General features: G+C 33.8%; 15 protein-coding genes. 9 read left to right on the top strand and 6 right to left on the bottom strand.

Going from position 1 to position 16,015, the window contains the following annotated elements:
- The first annotated feature begins 99 nt into the window (after nt 1-99).
- Nucleotides 100-1,743, top strand: a complete 1,644-nt coding sequence (locus HAW63_02105; GenBank protein MBE8162763.1) for an NAD(P)-binding protein — start codon at nt 100-102, stop codon at nt 1,741-1,743.
- Nucleotides 1,744-1,771: 28 nt separating this feature from the next.
- The gene (locus HAW63_02110) at nt 1,772-3,337 is read left to right on the top strand and encodes an HDIG domain-containing protein (protein ID MBE8162764.1); all 1,566 of its coding nucleotides are present in this window, start codon (nt 1,772-1,774) and stop codon (nt 3,335-3,337) included.
- 38 nt (nt 3,338-3,375) lie between these two features.
- Here the strand turns inward: HAW63_02110 and HAW63_02115 are convergent, their stop codons facing one another.
- Both HAW63_02115 and HAW63_02120 read right to left on the bottom strand, forming a co-directional pair.
- Entirely contained in the window at nt 3,376-3,645 is a 270-nt protein-coding gene (locus tag HAW63_02115) for a type B 50S ribosomal protein L31 (GenBank protein MBE8162765.1), read from the bottom strand.
- 177 nt (nt 3,646-3,822) lie between these two features.
- The gene (locus tag HAW63_02120) at nt 3,823-6,264 is read right to left on the bottom strand and encodes an acyl-CoA dehydrogenase (protein MBE8162766.1); all 2,442 of its coding nucleotides are present in this window, start codon (nt 6,262-6,264) and stop codon (nt 3,823-3,825) included.
- A 195-nt stretch (nt 6,265-6,459) separates the two neighbouring features.
- Between HAW63_02120 and rpsD the strand changes: the two genes are divergently transcribed.
- Complete coding sequence (gene rpsD, locus HAW63_02125) at nt 6,460-7,095, top strand: 30S ribosomal protein S4 (protein MBE8162767.1); 636 nt, start codon at nt 6,460-6,462, stop codon at nt 7,093-7,095.
- 59 nt (nt 7,096-7,154) lie between these two features.
- Here rpsD and HAW63_02130 read toward each other — a convergent pair whose 3' ends face one another.
- Nucleotides 7,155-8,339, bottom strand: coding sequence for a DUF1343 domain-containing protein (locus HAW63_02130; protein ID MBE8162768.1), 1,185 nt, complete (start codon nt 8,337-8,339; stop codon nt 7,155-7,157).
- Between the two features lie 247 nt (nt 8,340-8,586).
- On the opposite strand from HAW63_02130, the gene HAW63_02135 reads away from it, so the two are divergent.
- From HAW63_02135 to HAW63_02160, 6 genes are read left to right on the top strand one after another with little or no spacing between them, the layout of a single operon-like run.
- On the top strand, nt 8,587-9,522 hold the full coding sequence (locus HAW63_02135; protein ID MBE8162769.1) for a hypothetical protein: 936 nt from the start codon (nt 8,587-8,589) through the stop codon (nt 9,520-9,522).
- Between the two features lie 21 nt (nt 9,523-9,543).
- On the top strand, nt 9,544-10,170 hold the full coding sequence (locus HAW63_02140; protein ID MBE8162770.1) for a hypothetical protein: 627 nt from the start codon (nt 9,544-9,546) through the stop codon (nt 10,168-10,170).
- Nucleotides 10,171-10,218: 48 nt separating this feature from the next.
- Nucleotides 10,219-11,133 carry a methylisocitrate lyase gene (gene prpB / locus HAW63_02145; GenBank protein MBE8162771.1) on the top strand — a complete coding sequence of 305 codons (915 nt, stop codon included), beginning with the start codon at nt 10,219-10,221 and terminating at the stop codon, nt 11,131-11,133.
- Between the two features lie 20 nt (nt 11,134-11,153).
- Nucleotides 11,154-12,275 (top strand): bifunctional 2-methylcitrate synthase/citrate synthase, encoded by a 1,122-nt coding sequence (locus HAW63_02150; GenBank protein MBE8162772.1) that lies wholly within the window; start codon nt 11,154-11,156, stop codon nt 12,273-12,275.
- A gap of 6 nt (nt 12,276-12,281) precedes the next feature.
- Complete coding sequence (locus HAW63_02155; GenBank protein MBE8162773.1) at nt 12,282-12,716, top strand: SufE family protein; 435 nt, start codon at nt 12,282-12,284, stop codon at nt 12,714-12,716.
- 2 nt (nt 12,717-12,718) lie between these two features.
- Nucleotides 12,719-13,387, top strand: coding sequence for a hypothetical protein (locus tag HAW63_02160; GenBank protein ID MBE8162774.1), 669 nt, complete (start codon nt 12,719-12,721; stop codon nt 13,385-13,387).
- A 14-nt stretch (nt 13,388-13,401) separates the two neighbouring features.
- On the opposite strand, the gene HAW63_02165 is transcribed toward HAW63_02160, so the two are convergent.
- The 3 genes from HAW63_02165 to HAW63_02175 form a co-directional block, all read right to left on the bottom strand.
- Nucleotides 13,402-14,139: a hypothetical protein gene (locus HAW63_02165; GenBank protein ID MBE8162775.1), complete on the bottom strand. Its 738-nt coding sequence runs from the start codon at nt 14,137-14,139 to the stop codon at nt 13,402-13,404.
- Nucleotides 14,121-14,963, bottom strand: coding sequence for a type II secretion system protein (locus tag HAW63_02170; GenBank protein ID MBE8162776.1), 843 nt, complete (start codon nt 14,961-14,963; stop codon nt 14,121-14,123). The genes HAW63_02165 and HAW63_02170 overlap by 19 nt, the downstream gene beginning before the upstream one ends.
- An 81-nt stretch (nt 14,964-15,044) precedes the next feature.
- On the bottom strand, nt 15,045-16,015 hold a 971-nt coding region (locus tag HAW63_02175; protein ID MBE8162777.1), incomplete at its 5' end, for a hypothetical protein.

Here is a 16,015-nt window from a genome sequence, read left to right on the forward strand (position 1 = left end):
AGAACCACCACTTTGCAAATAATAAAATGCCAAGGCTTTTAAATAATAGACATTTATAAAAGTAAGATTTATTCTAAAGTTCCTAATATTGAGAAAACTATGAGCAAACCCTTAGACAAGCAAAAAAAACTAGATAGCAACCCCTTTTTAATTTCTGATTCTCAATTTTCAGGAGAAGAAGAAATACCCTTAGATGTGCTTTTTATAGGCGCGGGACCTGCAGGCCTAGCTGGAGCTATCAAACTAGCTCAACTCTCCAAAAAAGAAAATTTAAATTTAGAAATTGGAGTTTTAGAAAAAGCTGCCGAGTTGGGTGGCCATAGCTTGTCTGGAGCGGTAGTTAACCCCAAAGCCTTTTTAGAACTATTTCCAGAAAAATCTATAAAAGACCTTCCTTTTAAAGATAAAGTGACTAAAGAAAAAGTGCTTTTTTTAACAAAAAACAAAGCCTTTAAGCTGCCCACCCCTCCCACTATGCGCAATAAAGGCAATTACACCGCCTCGCTATGCGAAATGCTAAGGTTTTTAGGCCAAGAGGCAGAAAGTTTAGGGGTTAATATTTTTACGGGTTTTCCGGCAAAAAGCTTACTGGTAAATGGAAAGCAAATTACTGGTGTACGCACCACTCCTAGTGGATTAAATCGCGATTCTAGCCCCGGCGCGCAATATACGCCGTCTGTAAATATTAAAGCGAAAGTTAGTGTTTTGTGCGAAGGCACTCGCGGGCTTTTAACTCAAGCTTATATACAAAAAGAAAACTTAGCGGGAGAGTCTAAGCAGATTTATGCCTTAGGAGTTAAAGAGCTTTGGAAGGTTCCTAAAAATTTAGAGCATATTATTCATACCTTAGCATGGCCTTTAGATACTTCTGACTTTGGAGGGTCTTGGATATATCCTATGGGAAAAAACAAGGTTTCTATTGGCTTGGTTATTGGGTTGGATTACAAAAAACACTCGGTAGATGTGCATAAAAAATTACAACATTTAAAACAACACCCCGTATTTCAAAAAATTTTACAAGGTGGAGAAATTTTAGAATGGGGCGCTAAAACCATTCCCGAAGGTGGCTGGGGGGCTTTGCCCACAAGACTTTATGGCGATGGTGTTTTAATGGCTGGTGATACGGCGGGGTTTGTTAATGTTCCTGCCCTTAAAGGAATTCATTACTCTATGTACTCGGGTATGTTTGCAGCAGAAAGTGCCTTTGAAGCTTTACAAAAAAATGATTTTTCTAAAGAACAACTATCTTCTTATCAAAAAAAAATTAACCAAAGTTTTATAAAAAGCGATTTACAAAAGGTCAGCGAAATACGACCTAGCTTTAAAAAAGGTTTTATTACAGGAGGTATTAAAGCCGGTTTATTAAGTTTAAAATTAAATGCCTTAGTTTTTAAAAACCCTCCCCTAAAAGAAGATGCCGAAGAAGACAAAACTTTTAATACAAAATTAGAAAGTCTTCCGTTAAACCCTAGTATCCCTGTGATTAGTAAAGTGGATGCTGTTTATTTATCTGGAAACAAAACCAGAGATGATATTCCTTGCCATTTAAGTAGCGTAAAAGATATAGATAAAAGCACTGCAGAGTTTTATAGTGCTCTTTGCCCTGCGGGAGTTTACGAATGGAAAGATGAGCAACTAATAATTAATGCTCCTAACTGTATAGATTGCAAAGCCACTGATGTGTTAGGCCCACGGTGGGAACCGCGTGAAGGGGGAAGTGGCCCCAATTACAAAGAAATGTAAAAAGTGTTTATTATTTAAAGGATAAAAAATGATTACATATATTATGCTTGGATTAATTTTAGGTTTGTTTTTTTTCTTTTTTTCTATTTTTTTAAAAAATAAAAAAATATTTTTTAAAGCGCATCGGCAAGCAAAAGATATTCTTTTACAAACCGAACAAAAAAATAAAGCGCAATTAAAAAAACTGCAAGAAAGAGAAAGCGTTTATAGGCAAGAAAACAGAGACTTTCTTTTAAGAAAAAAAAATCGACTAGAACATAAAAAACAGCAATCGCAATCTTATTTAAAAAGACAAGAACGCTTTTATTCGGAAAAAATTGTAGAAAAAACAAAAATATCTAAAAAAATAAGCAGTATTATTGAAAAAAATACATTAGAAATGAAAACTAAAGAAAAAGAAGTAGAGCAAACAAAAAAAGATAATCAAGTACAAAAAAATATATTAAAAACTAATTTAGAAAATTCTGCACAAGCTAATGTTGTTGATATGAAGGAGTACTTAAAAGAAAAAAGAGGAAATCAATTAGAACAAAATGCAAAAATACAAAGCAAAGAATTACTAGAAAGCCTTAGTGTTATGGCAGAAAAGAAAGCGAAAAATATTTTACACAACGGTTTAAATCGCTTTACCATGCCTTATTGCCCTCATAGAGGTATTGGGATTATTACTTTTAATAGCGATGAACATTTTCATTTTTTTTGCGAAACCCACTCTCATTTATTCCCTAAACTAGAAAGCATTTGCGAACTAACTATTAAAACCACAGAACAAACCGTGGAGGTTTTAACCCGAGACCCTATGAGAAGAAAATGGGCCAGCGACTTTTTAGAAAAAATTCTTTTTTACAAAAAACCTTTGCAAGACGGACAGATGGAAGAAATACTAAAGAAACAAAAAAACTATTTATTAAAAACTATTCAAGATGATGGAAAAAAAGCCTTTCAAAAACTGCAACTTAAGCCTCTTCATAATAATATTTTAAATGTTTTTGGCACTTTACAGTATCGTTACTCTTTTACACAAAACCAATATGCTCATTGCCTAGAGGTGGGGTTTTTGTGTGGTTTATTAGCTTCAGAAATTGATGCAGAAGTAAAAAAATATCGACTTTCTGGCCTGCTACATGATTTAGGAAAGGCCATTGACCACAACAAGCAAGGGGGTCATGCAGTAATTGGTGCGGATTTATTAGCCCGACATGATGTAAACCCCGATGTGGTTTATGCTATTCGATCGCATCATCACGATACTCCTCCAAAAAGCAGTTTAGATTTTTTAGTTATTGCTGCTGATGCCCTTTCGGGAGCAAGGCCTGGAGCCAGAAGGTCTACTGCCAATAGTTATAATCAAAAAATGGATCAATTAGAAGAAATTGGTAATAGCTTTAACGAAATTACACACACCTTGGTTTTAAATGCAGGTAGAGAACTGCGCGTGTTTGTAGATAGCAAAAGAGTGTCTGATAAGCGCATTTTAGACTTACATAAAGAGCTGGTGGAAAAAGTAGAAACCGAATGTAAATATCCCCATCAAATTAAAATAATGATTATCCGAAAAAGCTCTGCCATTCAAAAAGCAGGAAGAGCTAGTTAGAAATTAGAAAAACAAAGTAGAAATTAGAAAAACGAAGTTTAGCTAGGTTTTTTAACAGACTTAGCACGACTGCCGTATTTTTTACGGAAGCGCTCTGCTCTGCCTTCTGTGTCTAATAAACGATTTTGGCCTGTATAAAAGGGGTGAGATTGACTAGATACTTCTACCTTTACTAAAGGGTATTCTTTGCCGTCTTCCCACTGGATAGTTTCTTTGGTGTGCACTGTAGATTTAGTTAAGTAACTAAAATCACAAGACATATCTTGAAAAACTACAAAACGGTTGTTGGGGTGAATAGATTTTTTCATACAAACCTCTTTATTAATTCCACTTATTTTGTTTACAAATATAAGTACCAGAAAAATAAACCATATTTTAAGAAACTAAGCAAGGCTTGTTTACGCCTAAAAGGCCCAACACTTAAACTTTGTACTTAAGCTTGGCGCTTAAGCTTTGTACTTAAGCTTGTCACTTAAGCTTGTCACTTAAGCTTGGCGAAATTCTTCTTCAGAAAAGTCATTCACTTGAATACAGTCCCAACGCATTTGGTGAGCCTTTAAAAGAAAGTCATATTCTTTTTGAGTTAGTAGATTCTTTTCTAATGCTTGTTTTAACCTAAGGTCTATTTTCCCTTTTGGAATAGCATTTTTTTTACACAAAGCTTTAAATTTTTTCTCTAAACTTTTAGACTCATGAGTTATTTTAAAAGCTTGGGTTTGCTTAAAAAAATCATCATCAGAGTTTTTAGACAAAAAGATTCCTTCAAATAAAGAGTCTCGAAAATCCGAATCTCTTAGCAAAACTTTAGCTGCCTTATGAGACAAGGCATCAGAAGAAGGTACTCCTATAATATTAAAAGACGACCAATACTGAATAAAGTGCGTAAAAAACCAGCTAACAAAAGGCACTTTAAAATTAACAAAAATACCATCAAAGGCTTTTTGAATATCATAAAACACTTGGTTTAAACTATTTTTTACCACCGACAACTCTTCTTCTGTTTGATAAGCACTATGTGAATATTTGTGAAAAATCGCCGAGATGGTATACAAATTATATAAAACATCGGCAAACCGACCTGTCATTTTTTCTTTACGCTTTAAACTTCCTCCCATTAAAGCCATGGCCATATCAGACATTAAAGAAAATACACTGGTAGCCCACATAAATTTTTGTACATAGCGTTTTAAACCAGGCACCGAATTTTTTTGGTAAATATAGCCTCTACTAATACTAAAAAGAAAAGTGCGACAAATGTTGGTAAAAATATGCCCTAAGTGAGAAAAAAAGGCTTTATCAAATTTTTTCACATCTCCTTCTGCTAAAGCTTGCATCTCTAAAAGTGCGTAAGGGTGAGCCCGAAATACCCCTTGCCCAAAAATAATAAGGGTGCGCGTTAAAATATTAGCCCCCTCTACAGTAATCCCTATGGGAGAGGCAATATAAGACATAGCCACTTGATTTTTTGGGCCCATGGAAATACCACTACCTGCTAAAATATCCATAGCCTTGTTACAACCCGTTCGGCACCATTCCGTGGTGGAATATTTGGCCATTGCTGTAACTACCGGTGGACTTATTTCTTGGTTTAATGCGCTTAATGTATAAGCTCTAACGGCCTCGGCTTTGTAACAAATTCCGCTCATCTCTGCTAAAACTTCTTCCACACCCTCAAAGTTACCAATAGGCATGCCAAATTGTCGTCTAATTAATGCGTGGTTAGAACTAGTTTTGGTAACCAGCTTTATTCCTCCTGTGCTGGTAGCTACTAAAGAAATTCCACGGCCTACTGATAAACATTTCATTAACATCTTCCAGCCTTGTCCAGCCTCTTTAAGACCACCAATAATGCTAGTCTCTGCCTCGACAACCACATCTTTTCCTTGAGTAGGACAATTGTAAAAAGCTATAGACATAGGGTCGTGACGACGGCCCAATACTACACCCTCTGTTTTAGAAGGAATTAAGGCACAAGTAATGCCCAAATCTTTCTTCCCCCCTAATAAAGCTTCTGGGTCTTTTAAGCGAAAGGCTAAACCAATCACTGTAGAAATACTAGCTAAAGTGATCCACCGCTTATTCCAATTTAAACGAATTTTAATAACTCCATCTTCTTTAAACAACACCCCTTCAGAGGTAATAGAGCTTGCGTCACTACCCGCGCCTGGCTCGGTTAATCCAAAACAAGGAATTTCTTTTCCTATGGCTAATCGAGGAAGGTAGTAATCTTTTTGTTTTTGTGTTCCATAATGAATTAATAATTCGGCGGGCCCTAAAGAATTAGGAACCATAACAGTAATACCTACCACCACAGAGCGAGAAGATATTTTTTGAATAACCGCACTATGTGCTGCGGCCGAAAACTCTAGCCCCCCCTGTGCTTTAGGGATAATCATTCCTAAAAATTTTTTTTCTTTGATAAATTGTAAAGTTTCTTCTTCTATGTCTCTGCTTTTCCAAATTTTCCAATCATCTATTTTTTCACACAACTCTTGGGTAGGACCATCTAAAAAGGCTTGTTCCTCTTGGGTTAATACCGCAGGCTTTTGGTTTAAAATTTTTTTTATACTAGGTTTAGAAGAAAAAAATTCTTTTTCTATCCAAGTTTGCCCCGCCTCTAAAGCTTCTCTTTCGGTGGAAGAAATTTTTGGAACAACTTTCCATTTATTTAACAAACGCAAAACTAAAGAAGAAATGATTCTAGACCGTACAAAGGGGATAAATAATAAAATGCTCGCCGCCACTCCCAAAGCAAAACATAACCAAGAACTGCTCCATAAGGAAACTTGAAATACTAAAAAAATAAACCACACTGTGGAAGGCAGCGAAAAGTAAGCTGCAAATATAATACTAACTAAAGATAAACCTATTACCAAACTGCTAGATAATCCAAATAAAAACTCTAAATTAAAGATCTGCGTTAACACAACCCCTCCCTTTCTTGTCAAAATTGCTTGCTGTGTCCTTATAGTTAACAAAATACAAAAGAAATACAAATAATTATTGCATTTTTATTCATATTCGTTATGGTAGACTGTTTTTGAAAGGAAAAGAAATAACTTTGACTCGGGCTATATAAATAAATTATAACCCATAAAAAAGAGCGAAAAGGAAATAGCAGTATGGCAGCAAAAAACACAAGACAAATCGTAAGATTTAAAACACAAAGACGACTGGGTACAGAACTACCCGGCTTAGGAAAACCAGGAGCCTTAGATCGCCGCCCCTACCCTCCTGGCGAAAATGGAAACAAAAGGCGCAAATATTCTGATTATGCTTTACGATTAGAGGCAAAGCAAAAAATTCGTTTTCATTATAATATAAAAGAAAAGCAATTAAGAAACTTTATTAAAAAAGCAAAAAAAGGTTCTTCTACTAACTGGGTAAATACTTTAGCTGGGTTACTAGAAAGCCGGTTAGATAATGTGGTTTTTCGTTTAGGAATGGCACCAAGTATTCGTGCAGCTAGACAATTGGTTTCACACAAACATGTACTAGTAAATGATGTGGTTTTAAATATTGGTTCTGCCATTGTTCCCCAAGGAGCAAGCGTTAGTATTTCTGAAAAAGCTAAGGAAAACCAAGCGGTTGTTCAAGCTACTAATAGCCCAAGGTTAGAAGTTCCTGACTTTTTAAGAAGAGAAGACAAAGGCAACTTACCTTCTGGAGTTTTACAAGCCGTACCCACTGTGGGACATATTCCTTTTGAATTTGAACCCGGTTTGTTTACAGAATACTACGCAGCTCGCAAAGTATAATTGGTGCTTTGGCACTTTTATATTTTTTTTCAAAAATTTTAAAAAAGACTATTGAAAAATTAATACAGTAAATAGTCTTTTCGACTATTTACCCACTGTGCTTTATCAGACTGCAATTTGTCTTCTAACAAATCTATAGAGTCTGTAGATTCCACCCACTTTCTTAAAAAATCACAACCGCTAATTAAATCAATGGGTAATTTTTTATATTCATACTCATAGGGAGGCTGAGACCACAACTCTTTGTTGGGGTAAAGGCTTTTAATAATTTTTAATAGTATAGCGACTAAGCGAAAAGCTTGAAAATCTTGAGTGTAACCAGGGTGGTCTACATGAATTTGTAAAGCTTTGCAGGTTTGCGCTTTAAATTTATGAAAACTGGGTTCAAAGTGCATTTCACGAATAACACAATGTTGTGTATATTTAGCAAAATCATTTTTTAAAATTTCTAAGATTTTTTTTGTATTTAAATAAGGAGCCCCTATAACCTCTAAGGGCCTAGTGGTGCCACGGCCCTCTGATAAAGTCGTTCCCTCTATTAATACACTTCCTGGGTAAACTATTGTGCTAGAAAGCCTTGGTAAATTGGGGCTGGGGTTAATCCAACTTAAATGTTTAGGCCACGGCTGGTCGTTAATATTATAATTGACCATGGGAATAATAGTTAAATGCGTTTTTAAATCTTTTTCCTTTTTATACCACAAAGCGGCCTCTGCTAAAGTTAAACCGTGTTGTAATAAAATAGGTGCAGCACCCACAAAACTTTTCCACTGTTTTTGTAACAAAAAGCCTTCTGCTTTTCGCCCCACAGGGTTAGGACGATCTAATATCCAAACTTCTTTATTAGCCGCTTCGCAATCTTCTAAAATATAAAATAAACTAGTTAAGTAAGTATAAATGCGACAACCAACATCTTGAATATCAAACAGTAGTACATCAAACTGACTAAGCATTTCTTTACTTAAACGGCGGGTTTTTGAATACAAACTATACACAGGAAGTGCATTATTTTTATCTAGCTGGTGAGGAGTTTCTACCATATTGTCTTGCTTATCTCCATCAAAACCATGCTGCAGTCCAATGAGTATATTAATAGATAGGCCTGCTTTTAAAAATTCCTTAAAAGAATTTTGTAATTGCGAATTTACCGAGGCGGGCCCCACCACCATAGCGATTTTTTTTCCTTTTAAATTTTGTATTTTTTTACTATCTGCTAGTAAAGCTTCGCAACCTAAAATCATCATAACGCTAGAGGGGAAAACGGAGTTTAAGACAGTCTTATTGTGTGTAAAAACTTATACCCCCATTTTCCCACAAGTCAAAAAAAAAGAAATGTTTTTATATTGCCATTAATGAACCTTACCTATTGAGTACGAAGCAGCCATCTTGTGCACACATTTAATGCAAAATTAATAACTTATTGACTTAATTGCTAATAATCTAAGATAATAATAACGAACGATAAATATTAACAAACTAAGAGGTTTTAGCATGAGCTTTTTTACCAATACTAACCGTTTTTCTGTCTTGATTGTTACTGTTCTTTTTTCTACAACCTTTCTAATGTCCTCTTCTTTTGCTTTTAACTTTTACTCCTCCCCTGCATTACAAAAAAGTTTTAAAAATGTGCAACAGAGGTATGAAATAGCAAACACACAACCTTGGAATGTTTTAGCTTTACTTCCTTCTGAACAATTAAAACAATTAAAAAAACGATTTACCCTACAGCTAGCTAAGCTTTTTCCAACCTCTAAATACAAAACCTGCAAAAATAAAAAACCTATACTTGCCTGTTTCTTAAAACGACAACAAGCCTATCGCGATGCAAGAAAATTACTTTTTGGAAAGCTACATTTAAAAGGCCATTCTAAAAATACTTATTCCATAGATGGTATTTATTGTAGCAAAACTTTTACTAATAAAGATTTTAAAAAATCCTATTTAGGTCCAAATCAAATTCCTAGCCCTTCTGTTCTGAACACAGAGCATATTTGGCCACAAAGTCGCTTTACTCACCAATTTTCTAGAACAATACAAAAAACAGACCTCCATATTCTTTATCCCGCTGATGCCCCCACTAACAGCCAACGAAGCAATCATCCTTTTGGAGAAGTTGTTAACTCTGTATCTAAATCTTGTGGAACGGCAAAATTAGGTTTAACTAAAAATAGCTCGAAAACTCATTTCGAGCCCCCTCATAATTACAAAGGGAATGTTGCCCGAGCTATGCTTTATTTTTCCTTACGATACCAAATGCCTTTATCTAAAGAAAAAAGAAAAATGTTTAACCGCTGGAGTCAGTTAGACCCTGTGGACGCATTTGAAAAACAAAGAAATGAAGCCATTTTTGCTATCAATCAAACAAGAAACCCATTTATCGATCAGCCAGAAAGTATTTTATACATATCTGACTCTTGGGGAAACTAATTTAACTATAAAAACTTCACCGTGAAATTAATTAGCGCTGATGGATTTTTAGATTTAGAACTTATTCAAGAACAAGAATCCTTTTCGTTAAAAGAAAGTGATCTTGCTTACACCTCTTTAGTTAAAGACTTAAAAAGCCACTGTACTTTTCAAGACTTTATTATTGAATTAAGCATTACTCCCATGGGTAAAAATAATTTTCTGCTAGAAGCTTTTAATACGGGAAATTTAAACACTGTTTGCGGAAAATGTGCTCGTAATTTTAATCAAGAGATAAGCTTTTCTTTTAAAGAAATTCTTTTATTTACAGAAAAAGTTCGCGTATCAAAAAATAAAAATGCGACACAAAGCTACTCGCTAAATAAAACAAAAGCCTCTGATAAGCAGCACCATAACTTAGGAACAGAGTCTGACACTTTTGTACAAGAAATTACCAATTATAAGTTTTCTATTATCCAGTGGTTATACGAAAACATTACCATGGCTATTAGTGAACAAAACTTTGTTTGTAAAAAAAAGGACTGCAAAAGTGTTTTTCAAAATCTTTTAAAAACTACAAATACCAATTACAAAGCCACAACAGAATCTAGCAAACCCAATACACATAAAATTCTTGCAGACTTATTAAAACCCTTAAAAAAACACTAAAGCTTTTCAAAGCCTTGCTCACTGTTGCTTTTTTTGTTATAAAACATCATGCTTTTCCCAACCACTACAGCCCAAGAGAAAAGACAGCTTTTACAAGATAAGCTAAAGCAAAACACCCTTTTACAGTTTCCAGGAGCTTTTTCTCCATTAGTTAGCATGCTTATTGAAGAGCTAGGCTTTGATGGCATTTATATATCTGGCGCTGTACTATCTAATGATTTAGCTCTACCTGATGTTGGGCTAACCACTTTAACAGAAGTTAGCCTAAGGGGGCGCAGTATTGCTAGGGCTAGCTGCCTTCCTTCTATAATCGATGTAGACACAGGCTTTGGCGAACCTATGAACTTAGTGCGTAGTATTCAAGAATTAACAGAACTAGGCCTTTCGGGTTGCCACCTAGAAGACCAAGTTAACCCTAAACGCTGTGGGCATTTAGATAATAAATCTTTAGTGAGCGTGGCCGAAATGACTAAAAAAATTAAAGCCGCAACTAATGCAAAAACGGATTCTAATTTTTTATTAATTGCTCGCACGGATTCTCGTAGCTCTGAAGGATTTAGCAAGGCTGTGGATAGAGCAAAGGCTTACATGGATGCTGGAGCCGATATGATCTTTCCCGAAGCCTTACAAAGTGAAAAAGAATTTGAAGACTTTAAAAAGCAAGTGGATGCGCCAATAATGGCCAACATGACCGAGTTTGGAAAGTCTCCTCTTTTAACAAAAAAACAATTAGAAAATATGGGTTACTCTTTGGTGATTTATCCTGTTACCACTTTACGCCTGGCTATGAAAGCCGTAGAAGAGGGTTTGCAGCATATTAAAACGACGGGAGATCAAAAAAGCATTGTTAGTAATATGCAAGAAAGAAAAAGGCTTTATGAAATTTTAAAGTATAAAGATTATGAAAGCTTTGATAAAAGTATATTTAATTTTGATTTAAAAAATAATAAAGAAGGTAACTAATAAAATAGTAAGGAGAGGATGTGCAAAATACAGAAATCAAAAAAGGTTTAGATGGTGTTATAGTTGATGAAACCAGTATTTCTAAAGTAATGCCAGATATAAACTCTTTGGTTTACCGCGGTTATAAAGTTCAAGACTTGGCGGAAAAATGTAGCTTTATTCAAGTGGCTTACCTTTTGTGGCATAACGAATTACCCAGCCCTTCAGAATTAAAAAAATTTATCGCCAAAGAAAAAGAGTATAGAAAATTAAGTAGCAGTGTTACAACAAGCCTTAATACTTTAAGTAAAAAAGCCCATTATATGGATACGCTTAGAACAGCGATTAGTATTATTGGCTCTAATGACGAAAGAACTTGGGACTCTTCCCTAAATATCAATTTAGACAAAGCCATTTCTTTGCTTGCAAAAATTCCTACTATTATCGCTTATGATTACCGTAGAAAAAAAGGCTTAGCGATGATTGAGCCCGACCAAAACTTAAACTTTGTCGAAAACTTTTTTAATATGTGCTTTGGAAAAATTCCCGAAAAAGAAGTTTTAAAAGCTTTTGAAGTGTCTTTAGTTTTATATGCAGAACATAGTTTTAATGCCTCTACTTTTACCACTCGAGTGATTAGTTCCACACTGTCTGATCTTTACAGTGCGGTTGTGGGCGGAGTGGGCGCTTTAAAAGGCCCGTTACACGGAGGAGCTAATGAACAAGTTATGTATATGCTTAAAGAAATTGATTCTGTACAAAATGCAGAAGCATGGATGCTAAATGCCATTAAAGCTAAGAAAAAAGTAATGGGTTTTGGACACCGCGTTTATAGAAAAGGAGATTCTCGAGTACCTACAATGACCAAGTATGCTAAAAAAATGGCAGAAATTACTAATCAAAAAAAATGGATGGATATTTCTGATACTTTAGCAACAGTTATGTTAAAAGAAAAAAATATTCACCCCAATTTAGATTTTCCTGCAGGGCCTGCTTACTTTATGATGGGTTTTGAAATCGAAATGTTTACTCCTATTTTTGTAATGAGCCGAATTACTGGCTGGGCTGCCCACATTATGGAACAAAACTCTGCCAATAGAATTATTAGACCTTTAAGTCATTATGCTGGTTTCGAGGCGCGCGAGTTACCACAAACCCACTAAAGCACAATGTTAAAAACTTTAGACCCTCAACAAAAAATTATTAATAGCTTTCGTAATTATGAAAGTTGGGAAGATAAATACAAGCACATTATTCAGCTGGGAAAAACCTTAACTCCTTTACAGGAAAAATTAAAAACCGAAGACAATATTGTCAAAGGTTGCCAGTCACAAGTATGGCTTGTGGCTTCTATAAATTCTCAAAACAAAATAGAATTTAAAGGCGACAGCGACGCTATTATTGTAAAGGGTTTACTGGCTTTAGTTTTGTCTGTTTACAATGGGCTAAGTGCTTCAGAAGTTTTAGCCACCGAACCCCTTTTTTTAAAAAAACTACAACTGTCCGAACACCTTTCTCCTTCTCGCAGTAACGGCCTTTTTGCTATGATTAAAAAAATTAAGTATTACGGTTTGGCTTTTCAAGCTTTAGAAAGGCAGAATTAGCATTGTTTGCCTTACCCAGCACTATTATTTATTTTATTAGTTTTATTGTAGCCTTATGCAGTCTTAGTTATGAATTAATTTTATCTCAACTTTTAGCAGTGAGTTTTGGAGGAACCCTTTTTTATTACTCTGTTACAATGGGTATTTTTATGTTTTCTTTGGGCCTAGGGTCTTTGTATTATACTTATAAAAAATCAAAAAACTTAATTTCCTTACTGGTTAAAACAGAAATTATTTTAACCGCCCTTGGGCTTCTTAGCCCTTATTGGATACTATATACTAGCTCTTTTCAAAATAAAATTTACCCTATGCTTTTTTATTTTTTAATTCACTTACCCTCTATATTAATTGGTTTTTTTTCTGGCTTAGAATTACCTAACTTATTAGATCTTTCTAGTAAAAAAAATCTTTGCCTTTATTATGATTACTTAGGAATGTTTGTATCTAGTGTTTTGTTTTATGTATTAATTAAGCAATTAAACTTAATTAATATTACTTTGTTAATTACTAGCTTAAATTTATTTGTCGCCTTGTTGCTGTTATCTTTTAATAAAAAATATTTTCATTTAGAAAAAATAATCAGCATTATTTTACTACTAGTTTTAATTTTTCATTGGATATATAGCACTAAAATAGCCACTTTATGGCAATATTTAATTTTATTAACCTAATTTTAATTTATATATTAAAAATGAGGGTTACACCACTCGCAAAGGTAACGACCTCCCCCTACTGAATAGCGTTTATAAGGAAGCCTGCAAATATTAGGGTTGTTATAAAAGCATTGAAAATAAGGCTCGCATACACCTTTTTGAGCATTCCAAACATTTTGTAAATTTTCACAAACATAGGCCACAGATAGTTCGGTATAGCAAGAGTGTATTTTATTAGCAACATCTATGTTAACAAATAAATCTATAGGTATAGGTTTAAAACTGTATTTTAAATGTGATTTTACTGCAATGAAAAGCTGAACCACTTTAGTTTTTAATTTTAAATTTAAATCTCTAGCCCATTGTTTGTTAGAATTATTTAATACAAACTCGCCTTGAGATAAAGAAGCATAAGGTTTTCGTTTTAATTGAATGCTAGAAATACTTAGGCCTGAGCCTATTTGCACATTGGTAGTAATTTTAGAAAGCTCTCTGTATGAAACATTTTTTAAAACCACTGAATTACTACTTCCTTCACGATAATACTGCCCTTTCAAGGCTATATAACATTGGTCAGGCCAAGACATTTTCCTTTTAATATCTTTAATAAAGTGTGCATATAAAGTTTTGTCACGCAATTGTTTTTGTGCTTTATAAGCAAAATCTTGCCCCATGAATAAATAAAATAAAACAGTTCCAGCAACTATGGTAAGCATGATTACCATTAACAAAGCAGAACCTTTAGAATGCTTTAGTTGCATTTCATACATAAATAACTTTTAATTCGCCTTTCAACACTTCTGCTACACTTTTTGCCGCAAGACTCTCTATAATTATTTTCATAGCTACCAATAAGGGTAGGAGAAACTCCCAGAGGACAAGAATAGCCTTGTGTTATTGGGTTAACTCGAGCAGCACCGCTTTTCTTACACCGACTGCCCCTTTCGCAACGCTCTACAGTAAAAAAGCCTTTCAATAAACATCGATGCTGTGGCACACAGGAATGAGTCGCTTGTTTATACCTTAACCCTAAGGCCGAGCAAAAATAAGGCAACTTAGTTCCTGCATAGCAAGAATCTATTTTATTATAGGGGAACTTTGTAAACACTGGTAACTCTATATAAAAGGGAGAAAATAACTTAGAACTTAAATGCTTAAGTTTAAATTGTATTTTAATTTGGATAATATAAATTTTATAACTTACAGATCCATCATTAAAAGAATCTGTTAAGGTTCCTGGTTTTTTTCGAATACTTAACTCTTTTATTTTCATTTTTCCTAAATTAGCACCAGATTTTAAAACTCCTTCCCAGTCTCCAAAGCCTTTATAACGAGTTAATGTTAAATTTTTCCAAACCACGCCTGGTAAATTTTTGTTAGAAAATTCTTTAGAGCAAGATGCAGTATTATACAAGTAGGTGGAAATAGCAGATTGAATATTATGAACTTCACTTTCTGTAACAAATTGCTCTTTTTGCTGAAATAATGAAGTAAATCCTGTAGCAATACTGACACTGATAATTCCCAATATAGACACTGCGATCATTAGTTCTATTAAATTAAAAGCTTTATTAGTAAGTATAGTATCTTTCATGACTAACATAATAGCATTGCTATATAATATAGAAAAGCCTTAATTATAAAAAAATAACTATTGCCGATTTGTTTTAATAAATTACGGAGAAAACTTTAGGGGCTTAAAAATAGAATTACTATTTTTTAAATTATTGTGTATTTTTAGGTATTTAAAGCTTAGCTGTTTTAAATTTTTTCTGGTATTTAAACTAATCTTATTAGAAAATTTCTTCTCATCAAAGAACAAAGACTGTTTGTTAACTTGGGCAAATACAAAAGGCTCGTTAATACCATAAAAAAACAAAGACTTAAACCCCGCCGCTTTTAAAGTCGCACTAATAATAGATTGAGGTAAAATAAAATTAGAGGGAAGAACATAATTTTTTTCTGTAAGCACTAATGCATCTGCAACAATATAAGACTCTTTAGATAAAAGTTTTTTTAATAATGTATAAAACTCAACACTATACAGCCTAGATATATCTTGATTAAAGGGGAAGGGGAAATCTAAAAAAACCGCATCATATTTATTTTTAGTGTTTTTTACAAAATGGAAAGCATCGTCTATATAAGAGTGCACTTTTTTGCTAGAAAAAGCCGATTTATTAATTAAATTTATAGGGTAAAAATTTTTAAAAAAGTAAAGAAGTTGAGAATCTAACTCTACCCAGTCAATACTTTTGCTTTGTGGTATGAACTTTAAAATTTGCGAAACAATTAACCCGTCCCCTCCTCCTAAAACTAGAATTTTTTTAGGAGTTTTTTTAAATAGGTTAATAGACCCCTCTACCATAGACTCGTGATAAACCTTCCAACTAAATAAATTCATTTGAGGGTTTTTGTTTAAAAAAATACTAAAAGTTTTAAAAATATCTGGTAATTTTCTAGTAGTATAGGGTGAAATAATATCTACTGACTGATAGGGAGTGCGAAAATGCTTAATAAAAGAAACTTTATTTAAAATATTTTTAACATTAACTAGATTGTTATTTTTATTTAACTGAACATTAAAATAATGCGCTTTTAAATAAAAATGATAGATGGAATCTTTATACAAAGTAGAGAAAAATA

The organism is Pseudobdellovibrionaceae bacterium (assembly GCA_015163855.1).
GTDB lineage: Bacteria > Bdellovibrionota > Bdellovibrionia > Bdellovibrionales > UBA1609 > JAAOIH01.

What these genes read in the sequence shown, in the direction of transcription:
- HAW63_02105 (MBE8162763.1), top strand. Translation starts at nt 100, where the DNA reads ATGAGCAAACCCTTAGACAAGCAAAAAAAACTAGATAGCAACCCCTTT.
- HAW63_02110 (MBE8162764.1), top strand. Translation starts at nt 1,772, where the DNA reads ATGATTACATATATTATGCTTGGATTAATTTTAGGTTTGTTTTTTTTC.
- HAW63_02115 (MBE8162765.1), bottom strand. Translation starts at nt 3,645, where the DNA reads ATGAAAAAATCTATTCACCCCAACAACCGTTTTGTAGTTTTTCAAGAT.
- rpsD (MBE8162767.1), top strand. Translation starts at nt 6,460, where the DNA reads ATGGCAGCAAAAAACACAAGACAAATCGTAAGATTTAAAACACAAAGA.
- HAW63_02130 (MBE8162768.1), bottom strand. Translation starts at nt 8,339, where the DNA reads ATGATGATTTTAGGTTGCGAAGCTTTACTAGCAGATAGTAAAAAAATA.
- HAW63_02135 (MBE8162769.1), top strand. Translation starts at nt 8,587, where the DNA reads ATGAGCTTTTTTACCAATACTAACCGTTTTTCTGTCTTGATTGTTACT.
- prpB (MBE8162771.1), top strand. Translation starts at nt 10,219, where the DNA reads ATGCTTTTCCCAACCACTACAGCCCAAGAGAAAAGACAGCTTTTACAA.
- HAW63_02155 (MBE8162773.1), top strand. Translation starts at nt 12,282, where the DNA reads ATGTTAAAAACTTTAGACCCTCAACAAAAAATTATTAATAGCTTTCGT.
- HAW63_02165 (MBE8162775.1), bottom strand. Translation starts at nt 14,139, where the DNA reads ATGTATGAAATGCAACTAAAGCATTCTAAAGGTTCTGCTTTGTTAATG.
- HAW63_02170 (MBE8162776.1), bottom strand. Translation starts at nt 14,963, where the DNA reads ATGAAAGATACTATACTTACTAATAAAGCTTTTAATTTAATAGAACTA.